A 21060-nucleotide genomic window follows, 5' to 3' on the forward strand; every position below is an offset into this window, starting at 1 on the left:
CCCCCTCCCTTCTATTGTTTTGGCGATTGCTGGGCGGCTTCCGCCGCTGTCAGCTCGCCATTCTTTTTTTCCGATGCAAGACTGATGGATATGAGTTTGCGCGCCTCGTCTTCCACACGACCGTCAGCGTGACGGAAGACGTACCAGACGCCGTTGGGCTCGCGCTTTTGATAGACTGCTCCATCGCCGATACGGTGCGAAAAGCACGTCTTCGCCGGAAACTTGCCTTTTTCGGTGTGCCAGTCAGCCTTGAAGCACATGCGCCCGGTCTTGGTGATCATCCAGCGACCTTCCGCCCAGGCTTTGCCCTTTTCGCCATCGACACGCGCCGTAAAACGACGATCCGCACTCACCATCTGGCCGGAGCCATCGGCCCATTGCCAGTTTTTGTCACGGTAAAGCACGTAGATTTCAAACGGCGTCATCACGCGCGTCCCGGCGGGGATATTATCACCGGGCATGGTCGCAGCTTCGGCAGCACCTGCTGCGAGACCGGTCAGGCCAGCCATCAGGGCAAGAGTTGTAAGGGACAGCCTGCTCCGGCGGCTGAAATAGCGGCCGGTATCAAACATCGATAGCTTCATTTGATCCTCCCACGATTTTGAGATTGCGCGCGCCCGCCGGGGGTTCTTGTGGTGGGCGGACGCGCGCCTGCGGCAGCAAGTTTATTGGTTTTATTTCCTGCCGCAGATGAACGGGGCGACCGATGGTCGAAATACGAAAGCCAAGCCTTTCGGCCATCGCCCGGGAAAAGACATTTCTGAGATCTATGAGAACCGGCTGGCGCATTAGCCGCTTCATGCGAACGAGATCAAGCTTGCGAATGCTGTCCCATTCGGTCACGACAACGGCGGCATCAGCATCGGCCACACAGTCATAGGCGTTCTCGCAAAACTCCACATCGCTGAGGATGCGGCGTGCATTTTCGATGCCGACCGGATCATGGGCACGAATGCGTGCGCCGAAACGCTGCAAGGTTTCAATCAGCGGAATGGACGGCGCATCGCGCATATCATCCGTATCGGGTTTGAAGGTCAGGCCAAGCACGGCAATGGTGCGGCCCTCGATATCGCCGCCGAGCGCATCCATGACCTTCAGCGCCATGCGGCGCTTGCGCGCTTCATTGGCTGTCACGGTTTCCTCGACCAGACGCAGCGCTACGCCGTGGTCCTGCGCCGTGCGCAGAAGCGCAATGGTATCCTTTGGAAAACAGGAGCCGCCATAGCCCGGACCCGCATTTAGAAAGCTGGTGCCGATCCGCTTGTCCAGCCCCATGCCCAAAGCGAGATCGGAGACATCGCTTCCCACTTCCTCGCAGAGATCGGCGAGTTCGTTGATGAAAGTTATCTTGGTGGCAAGAAACGCATTGGCCGCATATTTGATCAGTTCGGACGTGCGGCGCTGCGTCACCACGATGGGCGTCTGGTTTGCTTCGAGTGCAGCGCTATAAAGCGCGACCAGAAGCTTGCGCGCACGCTCGTCCTCGACGCCGATAACCACGCGGTCGGGTTCCAGAAAGTCGCGGATGGCAACACCTTCGCGCAGAAACTCCGGATTGGATGCAACCGAAAATGTTCCAGGCTTGCGCACCGAGCCGATGATCTTCTGCACCACATCACCGGTCCCGACCGGAACGGTGGATTTCACCACCACAACCGTATTGTCATCGATGAGCGGCGCCAATTCGCGTGCCGCCATATAGACGAAAGACAGGTCTGCATCGCCATGGCCAGCCCGGGCGGGCGTACCGACGGCGATAAGCACAAGCTCTGCGCCTTTGACGGCTTCGGCCAGATTGCAGGTGAAGCTGAGACGACCAAAGGCGAAGTTGCGTTCGACCAGTTCGTCCAGCCCCGGCTCGTAAATGGGCACGATACCACGTTCCAGTCCGGAGATTTTCTGCGCGTCCTTGTCCACGCAGACAACCTCATGTCCCCAGGCAGCGAAGCAGGTGCCGCTGACCAAACCGACATATCCCGTTCCAATAACAGCGATCTTCATAACAAGTCCCGCCTCTCCGCTAGTTGTTTTCGCTGCGCGTGCCGCCCAATGGGTTCTCGCGCCAACGTGGGTTGAATATTGTCTTGTGCGTGTCGCGTCCGCCGACGCCTGCTCCGGCTACCGAGAATTGGTCGTCGAATACTGAAAAGCTCAATGTGCCCCAGGTGAGCGCTTCAATGCCGTCGCGGCCCCGTTCAGCGGTCGTGAAACCTGTGACCATGACAAGCGCCATGAAGCTGCTTGCGAGGACCGGCTGATAGAACCGGCTTTGCATCCGCACCTTGTTTTCATGTGCGTGCTGCACAATGATCATGCCGATCAAAAACAGGTAGAAGCACGCATTGATGATGGCGAAGACGTAGAAGCCGCGTGTTTGATCAGCGTCATCGACCAACAGAACCGGAACAAGCGACAGCATGGAGATGGAGGCATAGGGTGCAAGCACTCGGAACGGCACCGGATCGACTTCTGATGAGCCCTTCGGCGTAACGCGGAAGTCGACGAATGAACCCGTTGCCCAGTCCCGAAATGCTGCGAAGGTTCCAGCCAATACCCATGGCCAACGCGCCAACAGAAACAGCATCGCTTCCCAGCTGAAAATCTTGCCGTCGACCGGGCGGAACGTCTTGCTCGACCGCCACCAGAACGCGAGGAACAAAATCATCAGCGACTGCGGCATGAAGTGAAGCAGAAAATCCGGATATGTGACGCTGACAAAATTATCGCCATAGGCAAGGATAATGATCGGCAACAGAAAGGTCATAGCCAGGAAGAAGGCATAGAGCGGATACCAGACCTGTGAAAACAGAAACTGGAACTTCAGACGCAGCGGCAGTCGACCGATCAACTTCGGCGTGTACTGCAAAAGGATCATGACCAGACTACGCGACCACTGAAACTCCTGCGTTACCAGATCGCCGAAGGTTCGCGGACCATCGCCATGGGCAATGGCATCCAGTGCGTGAACGCCGCGCCAGCCATGCGCATTCATGAACAGGGTTGTCGAATGATCTTCTGCAAGTTCGGGGCCAAGGCCGCCGATTTCCTTCAAAGCCGCTGTACGAACTGCATAATGCGAACCGATGCACACAGGCGCAAAGCCGCCATTGTACCCCGCCTGCAACGAGCCATGCATGCTCGCCTCGACATAGAGACGTCCGCGTGCCGACCAGCTTTCATGGGCGTTGCGATCGCAAATGCTTGGCGCTGAAACATAGCCGATTGCCGGGTCTGCGAATGGACGCAGAATGTTGTAGAGATAATCCGGCTCTGGCACATGGTCCGCATCGAGCTGCGATACGAAGTCATAGCGTTCATAGCCGTAATGATCGTAGAAGAACGCCAGATTACCTTCCTTGCAGCGCGTGCGGCGCGGCCATGTCTGCCGGTGATAATCGGCGCGTCCCTTGCGCGTTGATACGAACACACCATGCTCACGGCACCATGCCAGCGTTGATGGTGACGGATCTTCATCGGCAAGCCAGGTGTCATGCGGGACATTCTGAGCCAGCATGGCCAGCAATGTTTCCGACACGACTTCAAACGGTTCGGACGGTGCCTTGGTGACCACCATGGCCACCCGGCTTCCTTTCGGCAGCCGTAACGGGCCGGTCGGGCGCGCCGCGTGGAAGAAAATCAGGATGAAATAGAGCGGCAGTATGGTTATCCAGGCCAAAAGCGCCGTAACCAGAACAGAACCGACCGGATGGATATGTTCGGCGCTGATCAGCCACCATTGCCAGAAATAAGCAATGGCCATAGCCCAGAGAACGATGCCGATAATATATTCCACCCGCTTGCGGCCTGTGAAAATGGGTGTCAGCAAGGGTTCATGATTGTCCGTGAGCGGAGGAATTCGAGGCGTTTTCATGATCGCGCCTCCAGACCGAAGAACGGAGCAGCGGTACGAATGATCGTATCGAGATCGGAATGAAGCGTCGTGAAGCCGAGCTTTGCGGCGGCTTCTGTCGGATCGGCGTAAAGCGCTGGCGGATCGCCTGCCCGGCGCGCGCCCATTTCTACCGGCACCTCACGTCCCGTTACCCGCCCGATGGCATCGACGATTTCCTTGATCGATGTGCCGCGTCCGGTGCCGAGATTGAGAACGAGATTGCCGCCGCCATTCGCCAGATGTTCGACGGCCAGCACGTGGGCCCGCGCCAGATCGACAACGTGGATATAGTCGCGAATACAGGTGCCGTCCGGCGTATCGTAATCATCGCCGAAAACTTCAAGCGCATCAGCGCTACCAGCCGCCGCCAGCATGGCGCGCGGGATAAGATGCGTTTCGGGATCGTGCTTTTCGCCCAGTTCTCCATCGATATCCGCGCCGCACGCATTGAAATAACGCAGCGCCGCATAACGCATCCCATAGGCTGTCGAATAATCGGCAAGCATATGTTCGGCGATCAACTTGGTCCGCCCATAAGGATTGATCGGACGTTGCACCTCGCCTTCCCGGATCGGCAAGCGATCTGGGATGCCATAGGTCGCACAGCTGGACGAGAAGATAACCGGACGTCCGCCCGTCAAACGGCACGCTTCCAGAAGCGATTGCGTGCCGCAGACATTGTTCCGGTAATATTTTGCCGGGTCAGTGACGGATTCACCGACATAGGCCGAAGCCGCAAAATGGATGACAGCAACGGGATCGAAAGTCTCGATCGCCGCGATGAGCTTTTCCTGCGAGAGAATATCGCCTTCGACGAATTCGCCCCAACGTACCGAAGCCTTGTGACCGGTCGACAGATTGTCGTAGACGACCGGAGAAAATCCGTGCCCGGCCAAAAGCTTGGCCGTATGGCTACCGATAAAGCCAGCACCGCCGGCAACGAGTACGTTTTGCCTGGTCATCATGCCACCTCAACAAGCTCTCCCGAAGGTCGGACCAGTTGGCGCTCGAAATAGGCTATCGTTGATTTCAACCCTTCAGTGAGGGCAATCGCCGGTTCCCAGCCAAGCTCGCGCTTGGCAACGGTGATATCTGGCCGACGCTGGCGCGGGTCGTCGGTTGGCAGCGGACGCTGCACAATCCGCGATGACGAACCGGTCAGAGCGATGATCTGTTCCGCCAGTTCCCGCACCGTGAATTCGCCGGGATTGCCGAGATTGACCGGCGTGTGGATGGCAGGCTGACTGCCCATCAGGCGGCAGAAGCCTTCGATGAGATCATCGACATAGCAGAAGGAACGCGTCTGCGAGCCATCGCCATAGATGGTGATGTCATCACCCTTCAGAGCCTGTACGATGAAATTGGAAACGACGCGGCCATCGTCCGGGCGCATGCGCGGACCATAGGTGTTGAAGATGCGCACGATGCGGATATCAACGCCATATTGCTTATGAAAATCATAGAACAGCGTTTCAGCCGAACGCTTGCCCTCGTCATAGCAGGACCGTGGACCGAACGAATTGACGTTGCCCCAATAGGTTTCCGGCTGTGGGTGCACCTGCGGATCGCCATAGACTTCCGATGTCGAAGCCTGGAAAATCCGGGCCTGATAATGAGCGGCCAGTTCCAGCAGATTGAGCGAGCCGATAACGCTCGTCTTCATCGTGTGAACCGGATCAGCCTGGTAATGCGGTGGCGAAGCCGGGCATGCCAGATTGTAGATTTCATCAACCGGCAGATCGAGCGGGTGCACAATGTCATGGCGAACGAAGCTGAACGTGTCATAGCGCAACAGATTGCGCAGATTTTCGATGCGCCCCGTGGAAAAATTATCGACGCAGATAACGAAATTGCCTTCGCGCAGAAGTCGCTCGCAAAGATGCGAACCTAGGAATCCTGCACCGCCGGCGACAAGAATGCGGCGCGTAGACATGCGCTCTGCGAATATACTCGACGATTTGAAGATGATGCTCACAAAAACCTCCCGCGATACTCATCCGGTTTATGTCAATTCTTCAAATGCAAAGGACCTCCCCCAGCGACCGCATAGCAGCAGCCACTTTGAACAGTGTTTTCGGATGCCCTTTATTAGATGCTTGACGATAACCGCACGGGTTGGCTCTGTCGTTAGCGTAGAATCCTGAAACTTATCCGCGCGTCCAAATCTTCACAAAAACAAGGCGACCGGCTTTCGGGACGAGAAAATTGAATTTCAGACGCCTTGAAGCTGGAGATTGCAGGTCTAACGCGGCCCAAATCGCGGATAAAACCGCGTGTTCCGCAGCGCATATGGTGCAATCATTGAGACAACACGCCATATTACGAATTGTTGTATTTGTTTACAGCATCAGAAATTCATTAGAACTAAATTCTATTTGTATATAAATTAATTGCTAGATTAGTCCGCTTTTCCCGGCTCTTCGAATAGGTTTTCGCCCCTGAAACCTCATCTGTGTCTCTTTTTATTTATATTTACAGCCTTTATCCATATACGAGTTTACATTAGCGTGCGCGCATTCTTGAGGTGATGAGGAGGAGACACACCGGAATGAGTGCTACACATATTGATAGCGCTGTTCGGAAGGCCACACGGCGACTGCTGCCATTTCTGGCGCTGATGCTGATCATGGCCTTTCTTGATCGCGCGAATATCGGCTTCGCCAAGAAGGAGTTTCAGCTCGATACGGGCCTAAGCGATGCAGCCTATGCTTTCGGAGCGGGCATATTCTTCATCGGTTACGCGCTGTTTGAAGTGCCGAGCAACATCATCCTGCACAAAGTGGGCGCGCGGCTCTGGCTTAGCCGCATCATGATCAGCTGGGGGCTTGTATCGGCGGCGATGATGTTCGCCCATACGGAAACGGTGTTCTACACGCTGCGTTTTTTGCTGGGCGTTTGCGAGGCTGGTTTCTATCCGGGCGTTCTGCTGTATCTGACCTATTGGTTCCCAGCGAAGGAACGCGCGAAGGCGACGGGCCTGTTCTATCTCGGCGTCCCTCTGGCGCTGGTGTTGGGCAGCCCCCTGTCCGGCTGGCTTCTCACGCATCACGGCATATTCGGGCTCACCAACTGGCAATGGATGTTCCTTGTCGAAGGTCTTGGCGCCTCACTCATGGGCATCATTGCGCTCTTTTACCTGACCGACCGGCCCGAAAAGGCGAGCTGGCTCACGCCGGAAGAACGAGATGCGCTGACGACCGTTGTGAAGGCGGAAGAAGCCGCCAAGGAGAATACGCACAAGCATTCGGCACTTTCTGTTCTGAAAGACGCCAGAGTCTGGGCCTTTATCGCGATCTACTTCTTCCTGCAGATTGGTACCGCACCGCTCACGTTCTATTTCCCCTCGCGATTCGCGGACGCGGCATCGGGTGGAGAAATGAACCTCTTGATCGGCACGCTGTTGAGCCTGCCGTGGCTGTGTTCGGTGATAGCAACCCGCTATTTCACCGTGCTTGCGGATAATACCGGCAAACACCGGCTCATCTGCGCTCTGATGGTCACCGCAGGCACCATCGCCTTGGCGATGATCGGTCTGACCGGAAATGCCTGGATCATGCTGATTGCGGCCTGCATCGCCGTGCCCGGACTGACCGCATCGCAACCGGTTTTCTGGAGCCTCCCGACGCGCTATCTCGGTGGTGTGGGTGCGGCAAGCGGTATCGCCTTTATCGTGTCCATCGGCAATTTGGGTGCATTCTTCGCGCCGCAGATCAAGAACTGGGCCGATGTCGCCGTCGGCAATCACGATGCCGGGTTCTACGTTCTGGCTCTTCTGTGTGCGCTTGCCATCGTCGTTCTGATCGGACTGCGGGCAAGGAATGGCGGAAGCGAACTCGCCAAACATCACGCATAAAGCTTTCAAAATTCAAGCTCCCGGCTGACCATTTGGCCGGGAGTTTTATGACCTGAGGCCTATTCATCCATAGACAACAGAACCAATTGGCGATTCATGCACCGCGCGTCAGATTTAACTTGGTTTATGAAAATAAGTCATTGATGCGATTGCCCGGTTCAGCTAGAAACGCGGCAGAACAGGCTTTCAGCCGTCCAGTTTGCACCCGTAGCTCAGCTGGATAGAGTGCTGCCCTCCGAAGGCAGAGGTCACAGGTTCGAATCCTGTCGGGTGCGCCATTTTCCAGATAGCTTTCAGTTCGCTCAGGATACCTGTAGCCAGCCGTCGATACCTTCGGCTGCGGCAACGCCCATTGTGAAACAGGCCGTTAAAAGATAGCCGCCGGTGGGTGCTTCCCAATCGACCATCTCACCGGCAACAAAGAGGCCGGGCATTTTCTGCAACATCTGATTCTGGTCGATCTCATCCCACACGATACCGCCAGCCGAAGAGATGACCTCATCTATCGGACGGGTACGCAGCAAAGGGACGCGAAGCGCCTTGATGGCATGCGCCAGCTTGTCAGGATTTTTATCGCGCAGATATTCAGCAACGAGCGCTGCCTTCACGCCGGTCAAGCCAGCGCCCTTCCGCAAAAGATTGCCAAAGCTGAGCTTGCTGTCCTGTCGTTCCAGATCGGCTTTGAGCCGCTCAACGCTACGCCCTGGCGCAAGATCGAGCACCAGATCGGCCCGCCCGTCTGCTTCCAGCGCGTCCCGCAAGGCGGCTGCGTGCGCGTAAACAAGGCCTCCTTCCACACCCGTTTTCGTGACGACGAACTCGCCCTGTGTGGTCCCCGCAACGCTTGTGATGGTGACGGATTTGACCGGTTCGCCTGCAAAACGGCTCACCAGATGCTCACTCCAGGCAACATCGAATCCGCAATTTGCGGAACGCAACGGCGCAATCGTAATGCCCTTCTCGGCAAAATGCGGCATCCAGGCGCCATTTGAACCGAGTTTAGGCCAGCTTCCGCCGCCAAAAGCAAATAGCGCAGCATCGCATTCGACGGTTTCGCGGCCTTTGGCTGTTTCCACAACAGGCCTGTTGCCTTCAAAGCCCACCCAGCGATGACGCGTCAGCACCCGCACGCCTTGCGCTTCCAGACGGCGTCCCCATGCGCGCAGAAGCGGCGATGCTTTCATCGCCTTGGGAAACACCCGATCCGAGGACCCCACAAAGGTTTCAGCGCCAAGCCCGTCAGCCCAGTCGCGTAGTTGTTGAGGCCCAAACTTTTGCAGCATTGGCAGAAGCCGGGCATTGGCCGCGCCGAAACGGCTTGCGAAGACCGCGAAATCTTCCGCATGGGTGATGTTGAGACCGGATTTTCCAGCCAGCAGAAATTTCCGTCCAACCGTCGGCATCTGCTCGTAGACGGTCACGGCGTATCCGAGGGCAGATAGTTTTTCGGTTGCAATCAGTCCGGACGGACCGCCGCCGAAAACCGCGATGCGACCGCTACGCATGACTGTTTTGCTGAAACGTGGACGTAAAATCCATCAGTCCTGCTTCTCCAGCATTTCCTTAACGGTAGTCGCCAACTGCTTGAGCGAAAACGGTTTTGGCAGGAATCCGAACTTTGCATCCGCTGGCAAGTTACGCGCAAAAGCATCTTCCGCATAACCGGAAACAAACACGAATTTGATGTCCGGATAGGTCTTGCGCAGCTCACGCAACAGCGTCGGGCCGTCCATTTCAGGCATGACCACGTCGGATACGACGATATCCACCTCGCCGCCCAGCTCTTCCATGATTTCCAGCGCTTCCACGCCGGAAGCCGCTTCATGCACCGTATAACCGCGCGACTGGAGCGCGCGCACGCCGCCCATACGCACGGCATCCTCGTCTTCCACGAGCAGGACGGTCGCGGAACCGGACAGGTCCGTTGCCTTTTCGACCTTCTTTTCCTTGACCGCGACGGGCACGTCTTCGGCGCTCTTTTCCACGATAAGGCGCGGCAGGAAGATCTTGAAGGTCGTTCCCTTGCCGACTTCGGAATCGCAATAGATGAAGCCGCCGGTTTGCTTGATGATGCCATAGACCATCGAAAGGCCAAGACCGGTGCCCTTACCGACTTCCTTGGTGGTGAAGAACGGCTCAAAAATCTTTTCAAGCACATCGGCTGGAATGCCCGTGCCGGTGTCTTCCACCTCGAAGACGACATAATCGGCTTCAGGAAGATCGCGATAGTTGAGCTTTGCCGCTTCATGGACGGGCACGTTGCGGGTCCGCAGCGTGATTGCACCGCCTTCAGGCATAGCATCGCGGGCATTGACGGCGAGATTGACCGCAACCTGCTCGAACTGGCCAAGATCGGCTTTGACTGGCCACAGGTCGCGGCCATGATCAATCTTCAGTTCGATATCCTTGCCGACGAGACGCGCCAGCAACATGCGCAGATCGGCCAGAACATCGGTCAGGTCCAGCACTTCCGGACGCAGCGTCTGGCGGCGCGAGAACGCAAGCAACTGGCGCACGAGCGAAGCGGCACGGTTTGCGTTCTGCTTGATGTTCATAATGTCCGGGAAAGACGGATCGGACGCGCGATGATTGGTCAGAAGCAGGTCCGACGACATGATGATTGCCGTCAAAACGTTGTTGAAATCATGCGCGATACCACCGGCAAGCTGGCCCACAGCCTGCATCTTTTGGCTCTGCGCCATCTGGTTTTCGAGCGCTTTCTGTTCCGTCGTTTCAACGGCGGAAATGATCGCGGCTTCTTCCGACGATTCCCCGCCCATATCGCTGACCGGGCTCATATAGAAACGGATATGCCGTTCTTCATTGCCCGGAAGCACAGTATCGACGGGCGAGATACTCGCCTGTCCGGCAAATGCCGCAGCAAGCGCCTTGGTGAAGACTTCGCGGTCACGCTCATGCACGACATTTTCAAGCTTCACGCGGCGATCGACGGAATCGCGATCCACAACGGACGAGAAAATATCGAGGAAGCGCGCATTGGTGCGTAGCGTGTGCCCTTGCGCATCGACGGCGGCAATGGCCATTGGCGCGGAATTGAAGAATCGCGTGAACCGAACTTCTGCCGAACGCAGTGCAGCCGAGGAATCATCCCCCTCCGCACGATCCAGAACGATGGTGCGACTGGTGCCGCGCGTCCCGTCGCGCGCCGCCTGTACACGGTGATAAAACCGCACGGCCAGGCTCTGGCCATTGCGCTTGATGAGATCGAGATCGATCACCGTGTTGCGGCTGGTGCCGGGCTCGGCCTTGACGGCCTTGATCAGCGCCATGCCGCTGCCCGCTACGATTTCGTTGAGCGTCAGCGAGCCCGGTGTGAAGGCTGTGAGATCGACGCCCAGCCATTCCGCCAAAGTGGCGTTGAGATAGATGATGCGGCCCGACGGATCGGCAGAGAAGAAGCCTGCCGGTGCATGATCGAGATGATTGATTGCTTCCTGCAATTCCTGAAAGAAGCGTTCCTGTTCGGCGCGTTCTTCTGAAATGTCGGCAATCTGCCAGGCGACGAGCGGACCTTTGTAATCCTGCCCCGCTTCGATGGGACGAGCTTTGATCCGATACCAGACCGGTGCAAGCGAACCATGGGCTTCACGGGACAGCCCGCCAGACAGTCGCACTTCCTCCTGCCCGGAGAGACCGTCACGTACGGCATTCGTCAGACGGTAAATCGCGTCGGATGCCGCCGGTTCCGCCGTCAGCACATTGTCAAGCGAGCGGATGCCGTCGGCATTGGCAACGCCGGTCATGTTGGCATAAGCCTGATTGGCATAAACGATCTGACCGCGAGAATCGGAGATGACAGTACCTTCCGGCTGCGAATCCATGAAGGAATGCGCCAGATCTTGCCCGCCTTTGCGCTGGCTGAACTGAATGAGGCCCGTGGCCGCGCCCAGAAGATAGAAGACGCCGACCATCGACAGAATGCCCATCAGGATAAGCGCGAAACCATCACCAATCCGGTCGCGAAAAAGGAAGTAGACAACCGCCAGCCCGGTCAGCAAAAGGCCGACGATCAGCAGACGCAGCGCGCCGCTGGAATTGCGCTTCGGTGTAACGAGCGGTTTCGGATATGCGTTGTCCGTCTGTCGAGACATCAAGCCCACCGACCTTCCATACTGCATGACTGTTCTGCGCAGGCCGTGAATGTGCCGTGCATTGTTTCGATCAGCCAAGACGTCTTTTCACTCATTTAGCAACCCGATCCTGTCGCCACCCATCTTCTTGCGCGTTCTCCATAAACGATCGCGCAGCGGGGCGAAACGCCATGCATCTGGGTATATCCGATTCGCAGAATGCGTTAATCGGCGAGCAGCACAAGCGTTGCTACACGGAAACGGTGTAAATGCGGTTGTTTTTCACCGTTTTGGTTGGGGATCATAGATTTCTCGCAATTCGATGGAACATTCCCAACGCTTGCAAATTCAACTACTGTCCTGGAAAGTGCAAGTTGCGCGATGATGCGGAATGTCGGGGGATGCACAATCTCCGCTCGTCGGGTTTTTCGAATATTGAATTTAAGAGGGTATCCGCATGAAGGAATGGCTCAGCGGCATCGTTGGAGAAAGCGCGGCTAATATTGTCGGCTTTGTGCTTATATTTGCGATCATTCTCGGCGGAATTTTCGTTGTTTTGAGTATCATCCGCCGTTTCAGCGGTGGTACTTTCGTCTCGAACGGTCGGACACGCCAGCCGCGCCTCTCCGTCATGGATGCCGCAGCCGTGGATAGCCGCCGCAAGCTGGTTCTCATCCGTCGCGACGATGTCGAGCATCTGCTGCTTATCGGCGGCCCGACGGATGTGGTTGTCGAACAGAACATCGTTATGGAATCACGCGCCCATGCCCGCGTGCAGAACTCGCGTATCGAGCCGGAACATATCGAGCGTTTTCGTCAGCATGAAGCGACGATCACAAGCGACGTGAACGAGCGGCCAGCTTTGTCGTCACAGACATCCGCGCCAGAACCGACGCCAGCCAAGGATGAAGCGATCCAGCTGAGTTCGGCCATCGAAACGCCGGTCTACCGCAAGCCGGAACCGCCGAAGGAAGAACCGGTCAGACACGAAGCCCCGCAAGTTGCTGCGCCGCGCGTACCACCGCGCCCGCCGGTGACACCAACGGTTACTCCCGCCGCCCCGCAGGCCCCTGTTCGCCCTCCGGTCGCGCCGCCCGTACAGGCCGCACCACAGAATCGTCCGCAACCGCGCCCTGCACCCAATTATCCGCCGCAGCCGCGCACGGTGCTTCCAGCCCAGCCACCACAGCCGTCGCAGCCGCCTGCCCGTGCTCATCCTGCCTATCCGTTGAGCCAAGTATCGCGCGGCGTGGTCAGCTCTACGTCAAACCTGGGAACCGCCGCCGTAACAGCTGGCGCCGCTGCTGCAACGGTCGCCTCGGCAAATCTCGGCAGCATCGTGCCGGAGCGTGAACCGGTAGCCGCCGTGACAAACACGCCCACGCCTTCGCTCGACGTGACGAGCCCGTCCGTTTCGTCCACCGTGACACCGGATTTCAGCAATGTATCCGAACCGAAGCGCGTCGAGCCGGAAGTAGCAGTCGCCGCACCGGTCCAGCCCACAGCGGCAACGGAAGATGACGATCTGGAAGGACTGGGGGGTGCGTTACACGACGCCATTATGGCCGATCTTGAAACGGAAGTGACGCCGGTGAAGGAAGAAACGCCTGAACCGGAAGCGGATTTGACGACTGATTTCTTCGAAAGCGAACTTTTGAGCTCGCTTGACATCTCGGCAACCGACGACACGACGTCGGATGATATCGAAGATGAGATGGAAAAGCTTCTCGGCGAACTGACGAAGAACGAAACCCGCCCGTAAGACGGCGGTTCTCGTTTCGACTTTAAAGCGCCAGCGGTTATGCCGCTGGCGCTTTTAGTTTGGCGGGCATGCAAAAACAAAAGGCTGCGGTCACCCGCAGCCTTTGAAATTTCTCAAACCAACGTTATGTTCTTAGTCGTCGCGATAAACTTTTTCACGACGCTCATGACGTTCCTGCGCCTCAATGGACAATGTCGCAATTGGGCGTGCATCCAGACGCTTCAGACTGATCGGCTCGCCGGTTTCTTCGCAGAAACCATAAGTGCCTTCGTCAATCCGGCTCAAAGCCGCATCAATCTTGGAAATCAGCTTCCGCTGTCTGTCGCGAGCCCTAAGCTCGATTGCCCGGTCCGTTTCGGAGGATGCCCTATCCGCCAGATCGGGATGGTTTGCATTTTCCTGCTGTAGCGCATCAAGCGTTTCACGCGCTTCGCGAAGAATATCATTCCTCCAGGCGATTAGTTTCGCTCGGAAGTAAGACTTCTGCCGTTCATTCATGAACGGTTCGTCTTCAGTGGGCCTATAGTCAAGGTCGATTAATTCACTCATTCTGAATCACCCCACATCTAGGAGACGCGTGCGGTTATATAAGTCCATCGTCCAGTCGACACAACATCAAAGAAACGTATCCCACTACTTTTTAGTGCATCAATTTTGTGTGTATTTGCAAAAAATTTGTGCAAATGGCGCGCGCAACAGATACTCCGGCCATTATGTCTGGAAGATGACACCGAGGATTAAAAATAGATTGCAACGGGAAACATGATCTCAGCAATTCCGTTACCGTTGCTCTATTATGCCCAATAAATCAGCACCAATCCGCTGTGAAAAACGTCAGGCAACGGTGGAAAATTACGCCACATGACGCAGCAACCGCGCATTTTAGCGAAAATCATGGCAAAACATCTGTGTAGCCACGTTCGGGACGGTACAGATGAGTCGCTTGCTTCTCCTACGACATGCCAAAGCCGTCTGGGCAAAGCCCGGAATGAAGGATTACGACAGGCCGCTGGATGTGGAAGGCCACAACGCGCTCGACAGGCTCGCCGAGGCGATGCGCGCGACAGGCCTTCTGCCTGACCGCGTGGTGCTTTCCGGCTCCTGCCGTACGCGGGAAACCGCCTTCGGCCTGCAGACAAGGCTGGGCGTCGAGGTCGAAACCATCATAGACGACGAAATCTATAACGGCGGCGCAGCGGAATATCTGCGCTCCGTTCGCGCGCATGGCGATGTCGAGACGCTGATGCTGGTCGGGCATAATCCGAGCATGGAAGATCTGGCGCTTGCCTTGTGCGCCAAAGGCGACCGGGAGAGCCTTGACCGTCTGCATGCCGGTTTCCCCACCGCCGCCCTCGCAACAATCATTTTTTCTGAAAAGCTGAGCGATCTCAGCCGCGAACACGGATTTCTTGAAAGTTTTCCGCAGCCGTGAGCTTGAACGGGATCCTGACGCGCCTTCGTCTTGCGAAAAGGGTTCGTCATCTTATTTATACGTGAACCGGGATTCACCCTGCGAGGACATCATTGGCAAAGCTTACCAGCATCGGCGACGAAGCCAAAATCGCACTGGACACACTGACGGAACGTGCGACCGGGCTTCTTTCTCCATCGCTGCGCCTTGGGGTGACGGGCCTGTCCCGCGCCGGTAAAACGGTTTTCATCACTGCACTGGTCCATAATCTCGTTCATGGCGGCAGGCTGCCGATGTTCGAAGCGTATAAGTCGGGGCGGATATCCCGCGCGCTTCTTGAGCCGCAGCCAGACGACGCTGTTCCGCGTTTTCAATATGAAGAACATCTGTCGGCGCTTATCGACGAACGCGTCTGGCCGGATTCCACTCGTGCCATTTCGCAGCTTCGTCTGACCATTGAGTATGAAACCGCATCAGCATGGGGGCGATGGCTGTCTCCCGGACGACTCTCGGTCGATATTGTCGATTATCCCGGCGAATGGCTGCTCGATCTGCCACTGCTCGGCAAGAACTATGCCGAATTCAGCGCAGATTCCTTCGCCTTGGCCAACGAACCGACCCATATCGATCTGGCGCAGCCGTGGCTGGCGGATGCCGCCTCGGTCGATCCAGCCGAAAAGGCGGATGAACTGACGGCGCAGCGGCTGGCAAAAAGTTTTACCGCCTATCTGCGGGCCGGAAAAGCGGACGAACGCGCATTGTCCACCCTGCCGCCCGGTCGCTTCCTGATGCCTGGCGATCTTGATGGCTCGCCTGCGCTGACCTTTGCGCCACTACCCAACCTTGCACCTGAAGACATCAAGGCCGGATCGCTCGCGGCCATGATGGAACGGCGCTATGAGGCCTATAAAACCTATGTCGTGAAACCGTTCTTTCGCGAGCATATTGCTCGGCTGGACCGCCAGATCGTGCTGATCGACGCGATGCAGGCCATGAATGCCGGAGGCGCCGTGGTGGCGGACCTCGAACGTGCACTGACCGATATCCTGTCCTGTTTCCGTCCCGGACGCTCCAATCTGCTGACCGGCCTTATCCAGCGCCGTATCGGGCGAATTCTGGTGGCCGCAACCAAGGCCGACCATCTGCATCATGAAAGCCATGATCGTTTGCAGGCCATTGTACGTCGTCTTGTAGAACGCGCCATCGAGCGCGCCAATTTTTCGGGCGCAGACATCGATGTTCTGGCCATGGCAGCCGTGCGCGCAACCCGCGAAGCGACTGTGACACAGGGAAAAGAGGTTCTTCCGGTCATCGTCGGGACGCCTCTCAAGGGCGAACGTATCGACGGCGATGTTTTCGATGGTGAAACAGAAACAGCTATATTTCCTGGAGACTTGCCAAAGAATCCTAATGCGATCTTTGAACAGGTTTCCACACCGGAAGACCCTGCCATTCGCTTCGTGCGGTTCCGCCCCCCGCGCCTTGAACGCACCGCCGAGGGTGTGACGCTATCGCTTCCTCATATAAGGCTCGACCGCGCCCTTCAGTTCCTGATCGGAGATCGTCTGGCATGAGCGATGACACACCGCGCAAACCGACCTCCTTCAAGGTTGCCCCCCAGCCACGCGTTCAACCGGTACCGGAAGCGCCTGACGAGACGCCGCGCCGACCCCGTGCCGTCAAAGATTTGGAGCAGATCGTCGTAGAGCCGGATATTTTCGAACTCAGCGACGAAGAAGCCGCCGAACTCGAAGTTCTTGATCCAGCCTTCGAAGCACCGAAGCGCAAGGGCTGGTTTGGCGGATGGTCGCTCGGCAAGATATTGACCGGCGCACTGGGTGTTCTGGTTTCTTTTGCCGTTGGCATCTGGACCGAAGATCTCATTCAGGCGCTTTTTGCCCGTGCAGGCTGGCTCGGCTGGACCGCTCTGGCGGTAGCACTCGTCGCCCTCGCCGCTTTCATCGCCATCATAACCCGTGAATTGCTGGCCCTGAGACGCCTCGCCTCCGTGCAGCATTTGCGCAGGGATGCGGCGGACGCCGCAGAGCGCGATGACATGGCGGCTGCGCGCAAAGCGGTCGATGAATTGCGCGCCATTGCGGCCAACCTGCCGGAAACGGCGCGTGGACGTCAGCTTCTGGACGGTTTGACCGACGACATCATCGATGGGCGCGATCTGATCCGACTCGCGGAAACGGAAATTCTGCGCCCGCTCGACCGTGAAGCGCGCGCGCTCATTCTCAACGCGTCGAAGCGCGTATCGATTGTGACGGCGATCAGCCCGCGGGCGCTTGTCGATATTGGCTATGTGATTTTCGAATCGGCGCGGCTCATTCGCAGACTGTCGCAGCTTTATGGCGGCAGGCCCGGCACGCTTGGCTTTATCAAGCTCGCGCGGCGCGTTCTCGCCCATCTGGCCGTCACTGGCACCATTGCCATGGGCGACAGCGTGATTCAGCAACTGGTCGGGCAGGGTCTGGCGTCGCGGCTGTCGGCCAAGCTCGGCGAAGGCGTGGTGAACGGCCTCATGACGGCGCGGATCGGCATAGCGGCGATGGAGGTCGTGCGCCCCTTCCCGTTTAACGCTGAAAAGCGCCCCGGTATCAGCGATTTCATCGGCGATCTGGCGCGCGTCAATGGCGACCGAAACGCCGCGCCCAGGTCTGGCAAGGCCGCAGCGACCAAGGCCAAACCATGAGTTTTTTCCCGGAAAACCCACTGACTTCCAGCCCGATGAAAACCAAGCGTTAACCATTCGCGACGATTATTAGCGGATAGAAATCCTGCGTCAGAATCGCGTGATCTGGTCGTTTGGCACAATCCTGTTTCGGTGTGCCCATCCAGTCCGATTGTTTCTGATAGTGCCGGTTATTCCGGCTTTTTGCAGCGTATGACACGACATTCGGTCGTGACATACTGACCAACAACGATTAGGAATGGCGTCCAGTAAAGGTCGCAAATTCCGGGACAGAGCCGAATATGAAGAATTGCATCGCTGCCTGCCTGACGCTGCTGCCCGTCTCGCTTTCCGCTGCGCCGGTTCTGGCCGCAGACAAGGACAAGCAGTTTTTCCAGACGATCGAAGGCCAGTGGTCCGGCCCGGGCGAAATCGTTGCCGGCAAGTACAAGGGCACCAAATTCGTCTGCAATCTTGCTGGCACCACACCGGATGATGCCGTTGGCATGACGCTGGATGGCAGCTGCCGCGTCGGCGTCTTTTCGCAGCCCATGAAGGCTACCGTCACCCGCGTCGGCTCCGGCTATTCCGGCAAGTTCAATGATGGGTCGGAAGGCAAAGGCCTCGACGTTACGTCCGGTTCCGTCAGCGGCAACAAGATGGTGTTCGGCCTCAATCGCAAACAGCTGAACGGCGCCATGCTGGCCCGTATTTCCGATCAGAACACGATGAATGTCACCGTGTCGGTGCGTGTCGAAAAGGAACTCGTTCCGGTTATCGGCATGAGCCTCAAGCGCATTGATAATGTCGCCGTCGGCAGCATCGCCAAGAACTGACTTTTACAGTTTTATTGGTTCCACCAGCCCGCATCCGTGCGGGCTTTTTCTATTTCGGATGATGGAACGTCCGCTTTCCATTCTGCAACCGTTCGCCCGGCGACTTTCAAGGATGGTGCGATATCGCTGAGTGGCACAAGCACAAATGCCCGCTCCTGCATGCGCGGATGCGGCAACTGGAGTTCCGGCAGCGCCATCGCAACAGGCTGCCCGGCAGCATCTTGCATGGCCAGAATGTCGATATCGATGATGCGCGGCCCCCAACGCTCCAGCCGAACGCGTTTCAGCGAGCGCTCCACGTCGAGACATGTCGCGATCAGTTCCAGCGGTTCGAGCGTGGTTCGCAGCTCGGCGCAGGCATTGTGAAACCAAGCCTGATCGGTCTTGCCCCATGGCGGAGTGCGATAAACGGGTGAAACGGCGACCACACTCGTATCCGCGCGCGCATCCAGCATACGCAGTGCGCTGCCCATCGAAAGAATGGGGTCGTCAATATTGCCGCCGAGGCCAAGCCAGGCGCGATAGGGTCCTGCGACTGCGCTCACTGCGGATGAACCACCGTGACCTCAACATGATCCAGAACACCCGGCACTGGCGCATTGGGCTTGCGAATGGTGATTTCGGCGCGCTTGATTTGCGGAAACCGCTTGCTCAGAGCCTTGGCGACGTCAAGCGCCAGCGTTTCGATCAGATAGCGCTGGCGACCGGTGATGATTTCCTCGATCACAGTGAAAGCCGTTCCATAATGGACGGTCCCTTCAATATCATCGCTTTCCAGCGCATTGCCGGGATCGACATCCAGAATGGCGTCGACATAAAAACGCTGACCGAGTTTGTGTTCTTCATCGAACACGCCGTGGTGCGCAAAGAATGCGCAATTCATAATCCGGATCGTGTACACGGCTTCACTTTCTCATATTCTCGCTGCGCTTCACTTGCAGGATAGCATCCGCAACCGCAAGTGCGTCTCTATTAAAAGCGACATTGTGAACGCGAAAGATGTCGGCTCCTGCCAGTCGCAACGCAACCGAGGTCGCAGACGTAGCTATATCACGCTTCAAAGGGTCGGTCTCGCCCGTGATCGTGCCCACAAAGCGTTTGCGCGATGTGCCGACCAGCCACGGATAGCCGAAACGATGTAGTTCCTCCATCCGTGCCATCAAAATCACGTCGTCTTCGACGGTCTTGCCGAAACCGAAACCCGGATCAAGCATGATGCGGGATCGATCAATGCCCGCCGCAGATGCAACCTGCAGCGACTTGTTTAGAAAAACGGCGCGATCCTCGATGACATCAGGATCGGTTTCCCGCTCGCGGGTCGTATGCATGATGACAAGCCCTGCGCCCGTCTCGCGGGCAACATCGGCAATAGCCGGTTCGCGCTGCAACCCCCAGACGTCGTTGACGATATGCGCGCCAGCCTCCACCGCCGCTCTGGCCGTTGAAGCCCGATACGTATCGACTGAAATGATGCAGCCGAAACGTTCCGTCAGCGCCCGGATGACCGGCACGACGCGGGCCACCTCTGTTGCGGCATCGACGCTCTCACCGCCCGGCCTCGTCGATTCACCGCCAACATCAATGATGGTGGCGCCGTCCTCGAGCATCTTTCCGGCAGCGGCAAGCGCCGTTTCGAATTCATTGTGATGCCCACCATCAGAAAAGGAATCCGGCGTAATGTTGAGAATGCCCATGATTACGGACTTTTCCCCGAACTCAAGGCTGCGCCCGTGAGCCAGTTGCCAGATTTTCGCCATTTCCGGATATTCCTGTATAGATGCTAATTAAGGCCCGCGATGCAACCAAGCTGGCCGAATGTCATTTAACCAAAGCGTTATAGTTCTCTTGACGTTTGCATGCCATGCTGCGACGGCAAAATATGAGTTTATTCCGAGTTTAGGAAAAAGGTGCCAGAATATGATTTTCAAAAAGCGGATTCTGGCTTTTGGCGCAGCTCTTGCAATCCTTGCATCTCAGGCCGACGCCGCATCGATCTTCCGTGAATTCAAATATTACACCGTCAATGGCAAGACAGCTGCCGAACTCGACAAGGCGCTCTCCCGCAGCGGCCCCTTTCTGAAGAAAACAGGACAGCATCATCCTGGCGCCGCTGAAATCCGATTCGACGCCAAAGTCCGCTATGGTCGTGCGCCGGGCAAGGCCTGCAAGGTGCAGGACGTCTATGTCAATGTTCACGCGAAAGTCTCGCTGCCGCGCTGGGCGCAGCGCCGCAAGGCGACAGCGGAACTGGCGCTGATCTGGGACACGCTCTATCAGGACATTCGCCGTCACGAGGAAAGTCATATCGTCATCGCGCGCAGCCATGCCAGCGAGATGGAACGACAGATCCGCGCCCTCCCCACCCGCTCGGACTGCGCCGTTTTGCGCAAGGATATCGACAGGATCACCGCCCGACTGATGGAAGCCCATGACGAAGCGCAGCAACGCTTCGACCGCGTCGAGACCATCAATTTTGAAAAGCGCTTCGAGCGGCTGCTGACCTATCGTCTTGAAAAGATGAATCAACTGCCGCGCTGA

Annotated in this window: 18 protein-coding genes and 1 tRNA gene; 8 read left to right on the forward strand and 11 right to left on the reverse strand. The window is 57.1% G+C overall.

What is annotated here, in order from left to right; translation table 11 throughout:
- Positions 1 to 11: 11 nt before the first annotated feature.
- The 5 genes from WIX40_RS08890 to WIX40_RS08910 are packed head-to-tail and all read right to left on the reverse strand — an operon-like array spanning position 12 to position 5867.
- Positions 12 to 584 (reverse strand): DUF995 domain-containing protein, encoded by a 573-nt coding sequence (locus WIX40_RS08890; RefSeq protein ID WP_235858870.1) that lies wholly within the window; start codon positions 582 to 584, stop codon positions 12 to 14.
- Complete coding sequence (locus WIX40_RS08895; RefSeq protein ID WP_109368945.1) at positions 565 to 2001, reverse strand: UDP-glucose dehydrogenase family protein; 1437 nt, start codon at positions 1999 to 2001, stop codon at positions 565 to 567. The genes WIX40_RS08890 and WIX40_RS08895 overlap by 20 nt, the downstream gene beginning before the upstream one ends.
- A gap of 19 nt (positions 2002 to 2020) precedes the next feature.
- A complete protein-coding gene (locus tag WIX40_RS08900) occupies positions 2021 to 3871 on the reverse strand; it encodes a glycosyltransferase family 2 protein (protein WP_109368944.1) in 1851 nt (616 codons plus the stop codon).
- The gene (gene galE, locus WIX40_RS08905; protein ID WP_109370223.1) at positions 3868 to 4854 is read right to left on the reverse strand and encodes a UDP-glucose 4-epimerase GalE; all 987 of its coding nucleotides are present in this window, start codon (positions 4852 to 4854) and stop codon (positions 3868 to 3870) included. Before galE ends, WIX40_RS08900 begins: the two co-directional genes overlap by 4 nt.
- Entirely contained in the window at positions 4854 to 5867 is a 1014-nt protein-coding gene (locus tag WIX40_RS08910) for a UDP-glucuronic acid decarboxylase family protein (protein ID WP_371830781.1), read from the reverse strand. Before WIX40_RS08910 ends, galE begins: the two co-directional genes overlap by 1 nt.
- Before the next feature lie 573 nt (positions 5868 to 6440).
- On the opposite strand from WIX40_RS08910, the gene WIX40_RS08915 reads away from it, so the two are divergent.
- Both WIX40_RS08915 and WIX40_RS08920 read left to right on the forward strand, forming a co-directional pair.
- Positions 6441 to 7745: an MFS transporter gene (locus WIX40_RS08915; RefSeq protein ID WP_109368943.1), complete on the forward strand. Its 1305-nt coding sequence runs from the start codon at positions 6441 to 6443 to the stop codon at positions 7743 to 7745.
- A gap of 201 nt (positions 7746 to 7946) precedes the next feature.
- A tRNA-Arg gene (locus tag WIX40_RS08920) sits at positions 7947 to 8023 on the forward strand.
- A 24-nt stretch (positions 8024 to 8047) separates the two neighbouring features.
- Here the strand turns inward: WIX40_RS08920 and WIX40_RS08925 are convergent.
- Both WIX40_RS08925 and cckA read right to left on the reverse strand, forming a co-directional pair.
- On the reverse strand, positions 8048 to 9250 hold the full coding sequence (locus WIX40_RS08925) for a TIGR03862 family flavoprotein (protein WP_109368942.1): 1203 nt from the start codon (positions 9248 to 9250) through the stop codon (positions 8048 to 8050).
- A gap of 33 nt (positions 9251 to 9283) precedes the next feature.
- Entirely contained in the window at positions 9284 to 11857 is a 2574-nt protein-coding gene (cckA, locus tag WIX40_RS08930; protein ID WP_339439825.1) for a cell cycle histidine kinase CckA, read from the reverse strand.
- A gap of 436 nt (positions 11858 to 12293) precedes the next feature.
- On the opposite strand from cckA, the gene WIX40_RS08935 reads away from it, so the two are divergent.
- Positions 12294 to 13598 (forward strand): flagellar biosynthetic protein FliO, encoded by a 1305-nt coding sequence (locus WIX40_RS08935; RefSeq protein WP_124915979.1) that lies wholly within the window; start codon positions 12294 to 12296, stop codon positions 13596 to 13598.
- Positions 13599 to 13730: 132 nt separating this feature from the next.
- On the opposite strand, the gene dksA is transcribed toward WIX40_RS08935, so the two are convergent.
- Complete coding sequence (gene dksA / locus WIX40_RS08940) at positions 13731 to 14147, reverse strand: RNA polymerase-binding protein DksA (protein WP_109368939.1); 417 nt, start codon at positions 14145 to 14147, stop codon at positions 13731 to 13733.
- A 385-nt stretch (positions 14148 to 14532) separates the two neighbouring features.
- Between dksA and WIX40_RS08945 the strand changes: the two genes are divergently transcribed.
- From WIX40_RS08945 to WIX40_RS08960, 4 genes are all read left to right on the forward strand, one after another.
- The gene (locus tag WIX40_RS08945) at positions 14533 to 15030 is read left to right on the forward strand and encodes a SixA phosphatase family protein (protein WP_109368938.1); all 498 of its coding nucleotides are present in this window, start codon (positions 14533 to 14535) and stop codon (positions 15028 to 15030) included.
- A gap of 92 nt (positions 15031 to 15122) precedes the next feature.
- Positions 15123 to 16583, forward strand: a complete 1461-nt coding sequence (locus WIX40_RS08950) for a YcjX family GTP-binding protein (protein ID WP_109368937.1) — start codon at positions 15123 to 15125, stop codon at positions 16581 to 16583.
- Positions 16580 to 17707, forward strand: a complete 1128-nt coding sequence (locus tag WIX40_RS08955; RefSeq protein ID WP_109368936.1) for a YcjF family protein — start codon at positions 16580 to 16582, stop codon at positions 17705 to 17707. The genes WIX40_RS08950 and WIX40_RS08955 overlap by 4 nt, the downstream gene beginning before the upstream one ends.
- A 281-nt stretch (positions 17708 to 17988) precedes the next feature.
- Complete coding sequence (locus tag WIX40_RS08960; RefSeq protein ID WP_109368935.1) at positions 17989 to 18522, forward strand: hypothetical protein; 534 nt, start codon at positions 17989 to 17991, stop codon at positions 18520 to 18522.
- Positions 18523 to 18533: 11 nt separating this feature from the next.
- Here the strand turns inward: WIX40_RS08960 and folK are convergent, their stop codons facing one another.
- From folK to folP, 3 genes are all read right to left on the reverse strand, one after another.
- Positions 18534 to 18995 carry a 2-amino-4-hydroxy-6-hydroxymethyldihydropteridine diphosphokinase gene (folK, locus tag WIX40_RS08965; RefSeq protein ID WP_235858880.1) on the reverse strand — a complete coding sequence of 154 codons (462 nt, stop codon included), beginning with the start codon at positions 18993 to 18995 and terminating at the stop codon, positions 18534 to 18536.
- Between the two features lie 68 nt (positions 18996 to 19063).
- A complete protein-coding gene (folB, locus tag WIX40_RS08970) occupies positions 19064 to 19423 on the reverse strand; it encodes a dihydroneopterin aldolase (RefSeq protein ID WP_109368933.1) in 360 nt (119 codons plus the stop codon).
- Between the two features lie 4 nt (positions 19424 to 19427).
- Entirely contained in the window at positions 19428 to 20279 is an 852-nt protein-coding gene (gene folP, locus WIX40_RS08975; protein WP_339439826.1) for a dihydropteroate synthase, read from the reverse strand.
- Positions 20280 to 20439: 160 nt separating this feature from the next.
- On the opposite strand from folP, the gene WIX40_RS08980 reads away from it, so the two are divergent.
- A complete protein-coding gene (locus tag WIX40_RS08980; protein ID WP_109368931.1) occupies positions 20440 to 21060 on the forward strand; it encodes a DUF922 domain-containing Zn-dependent protease in 621 nt (206 codons plus the stop codon).

This window comes from Ochrobactrum teleogrylli (assembly GCF_037482325.1).
GTDB lineage: Bacteria > Pseudomonadota > Alphaproteobacteria > Rhizobiales > Rhizobiaceae > Brucella > Brucella teleogrylli.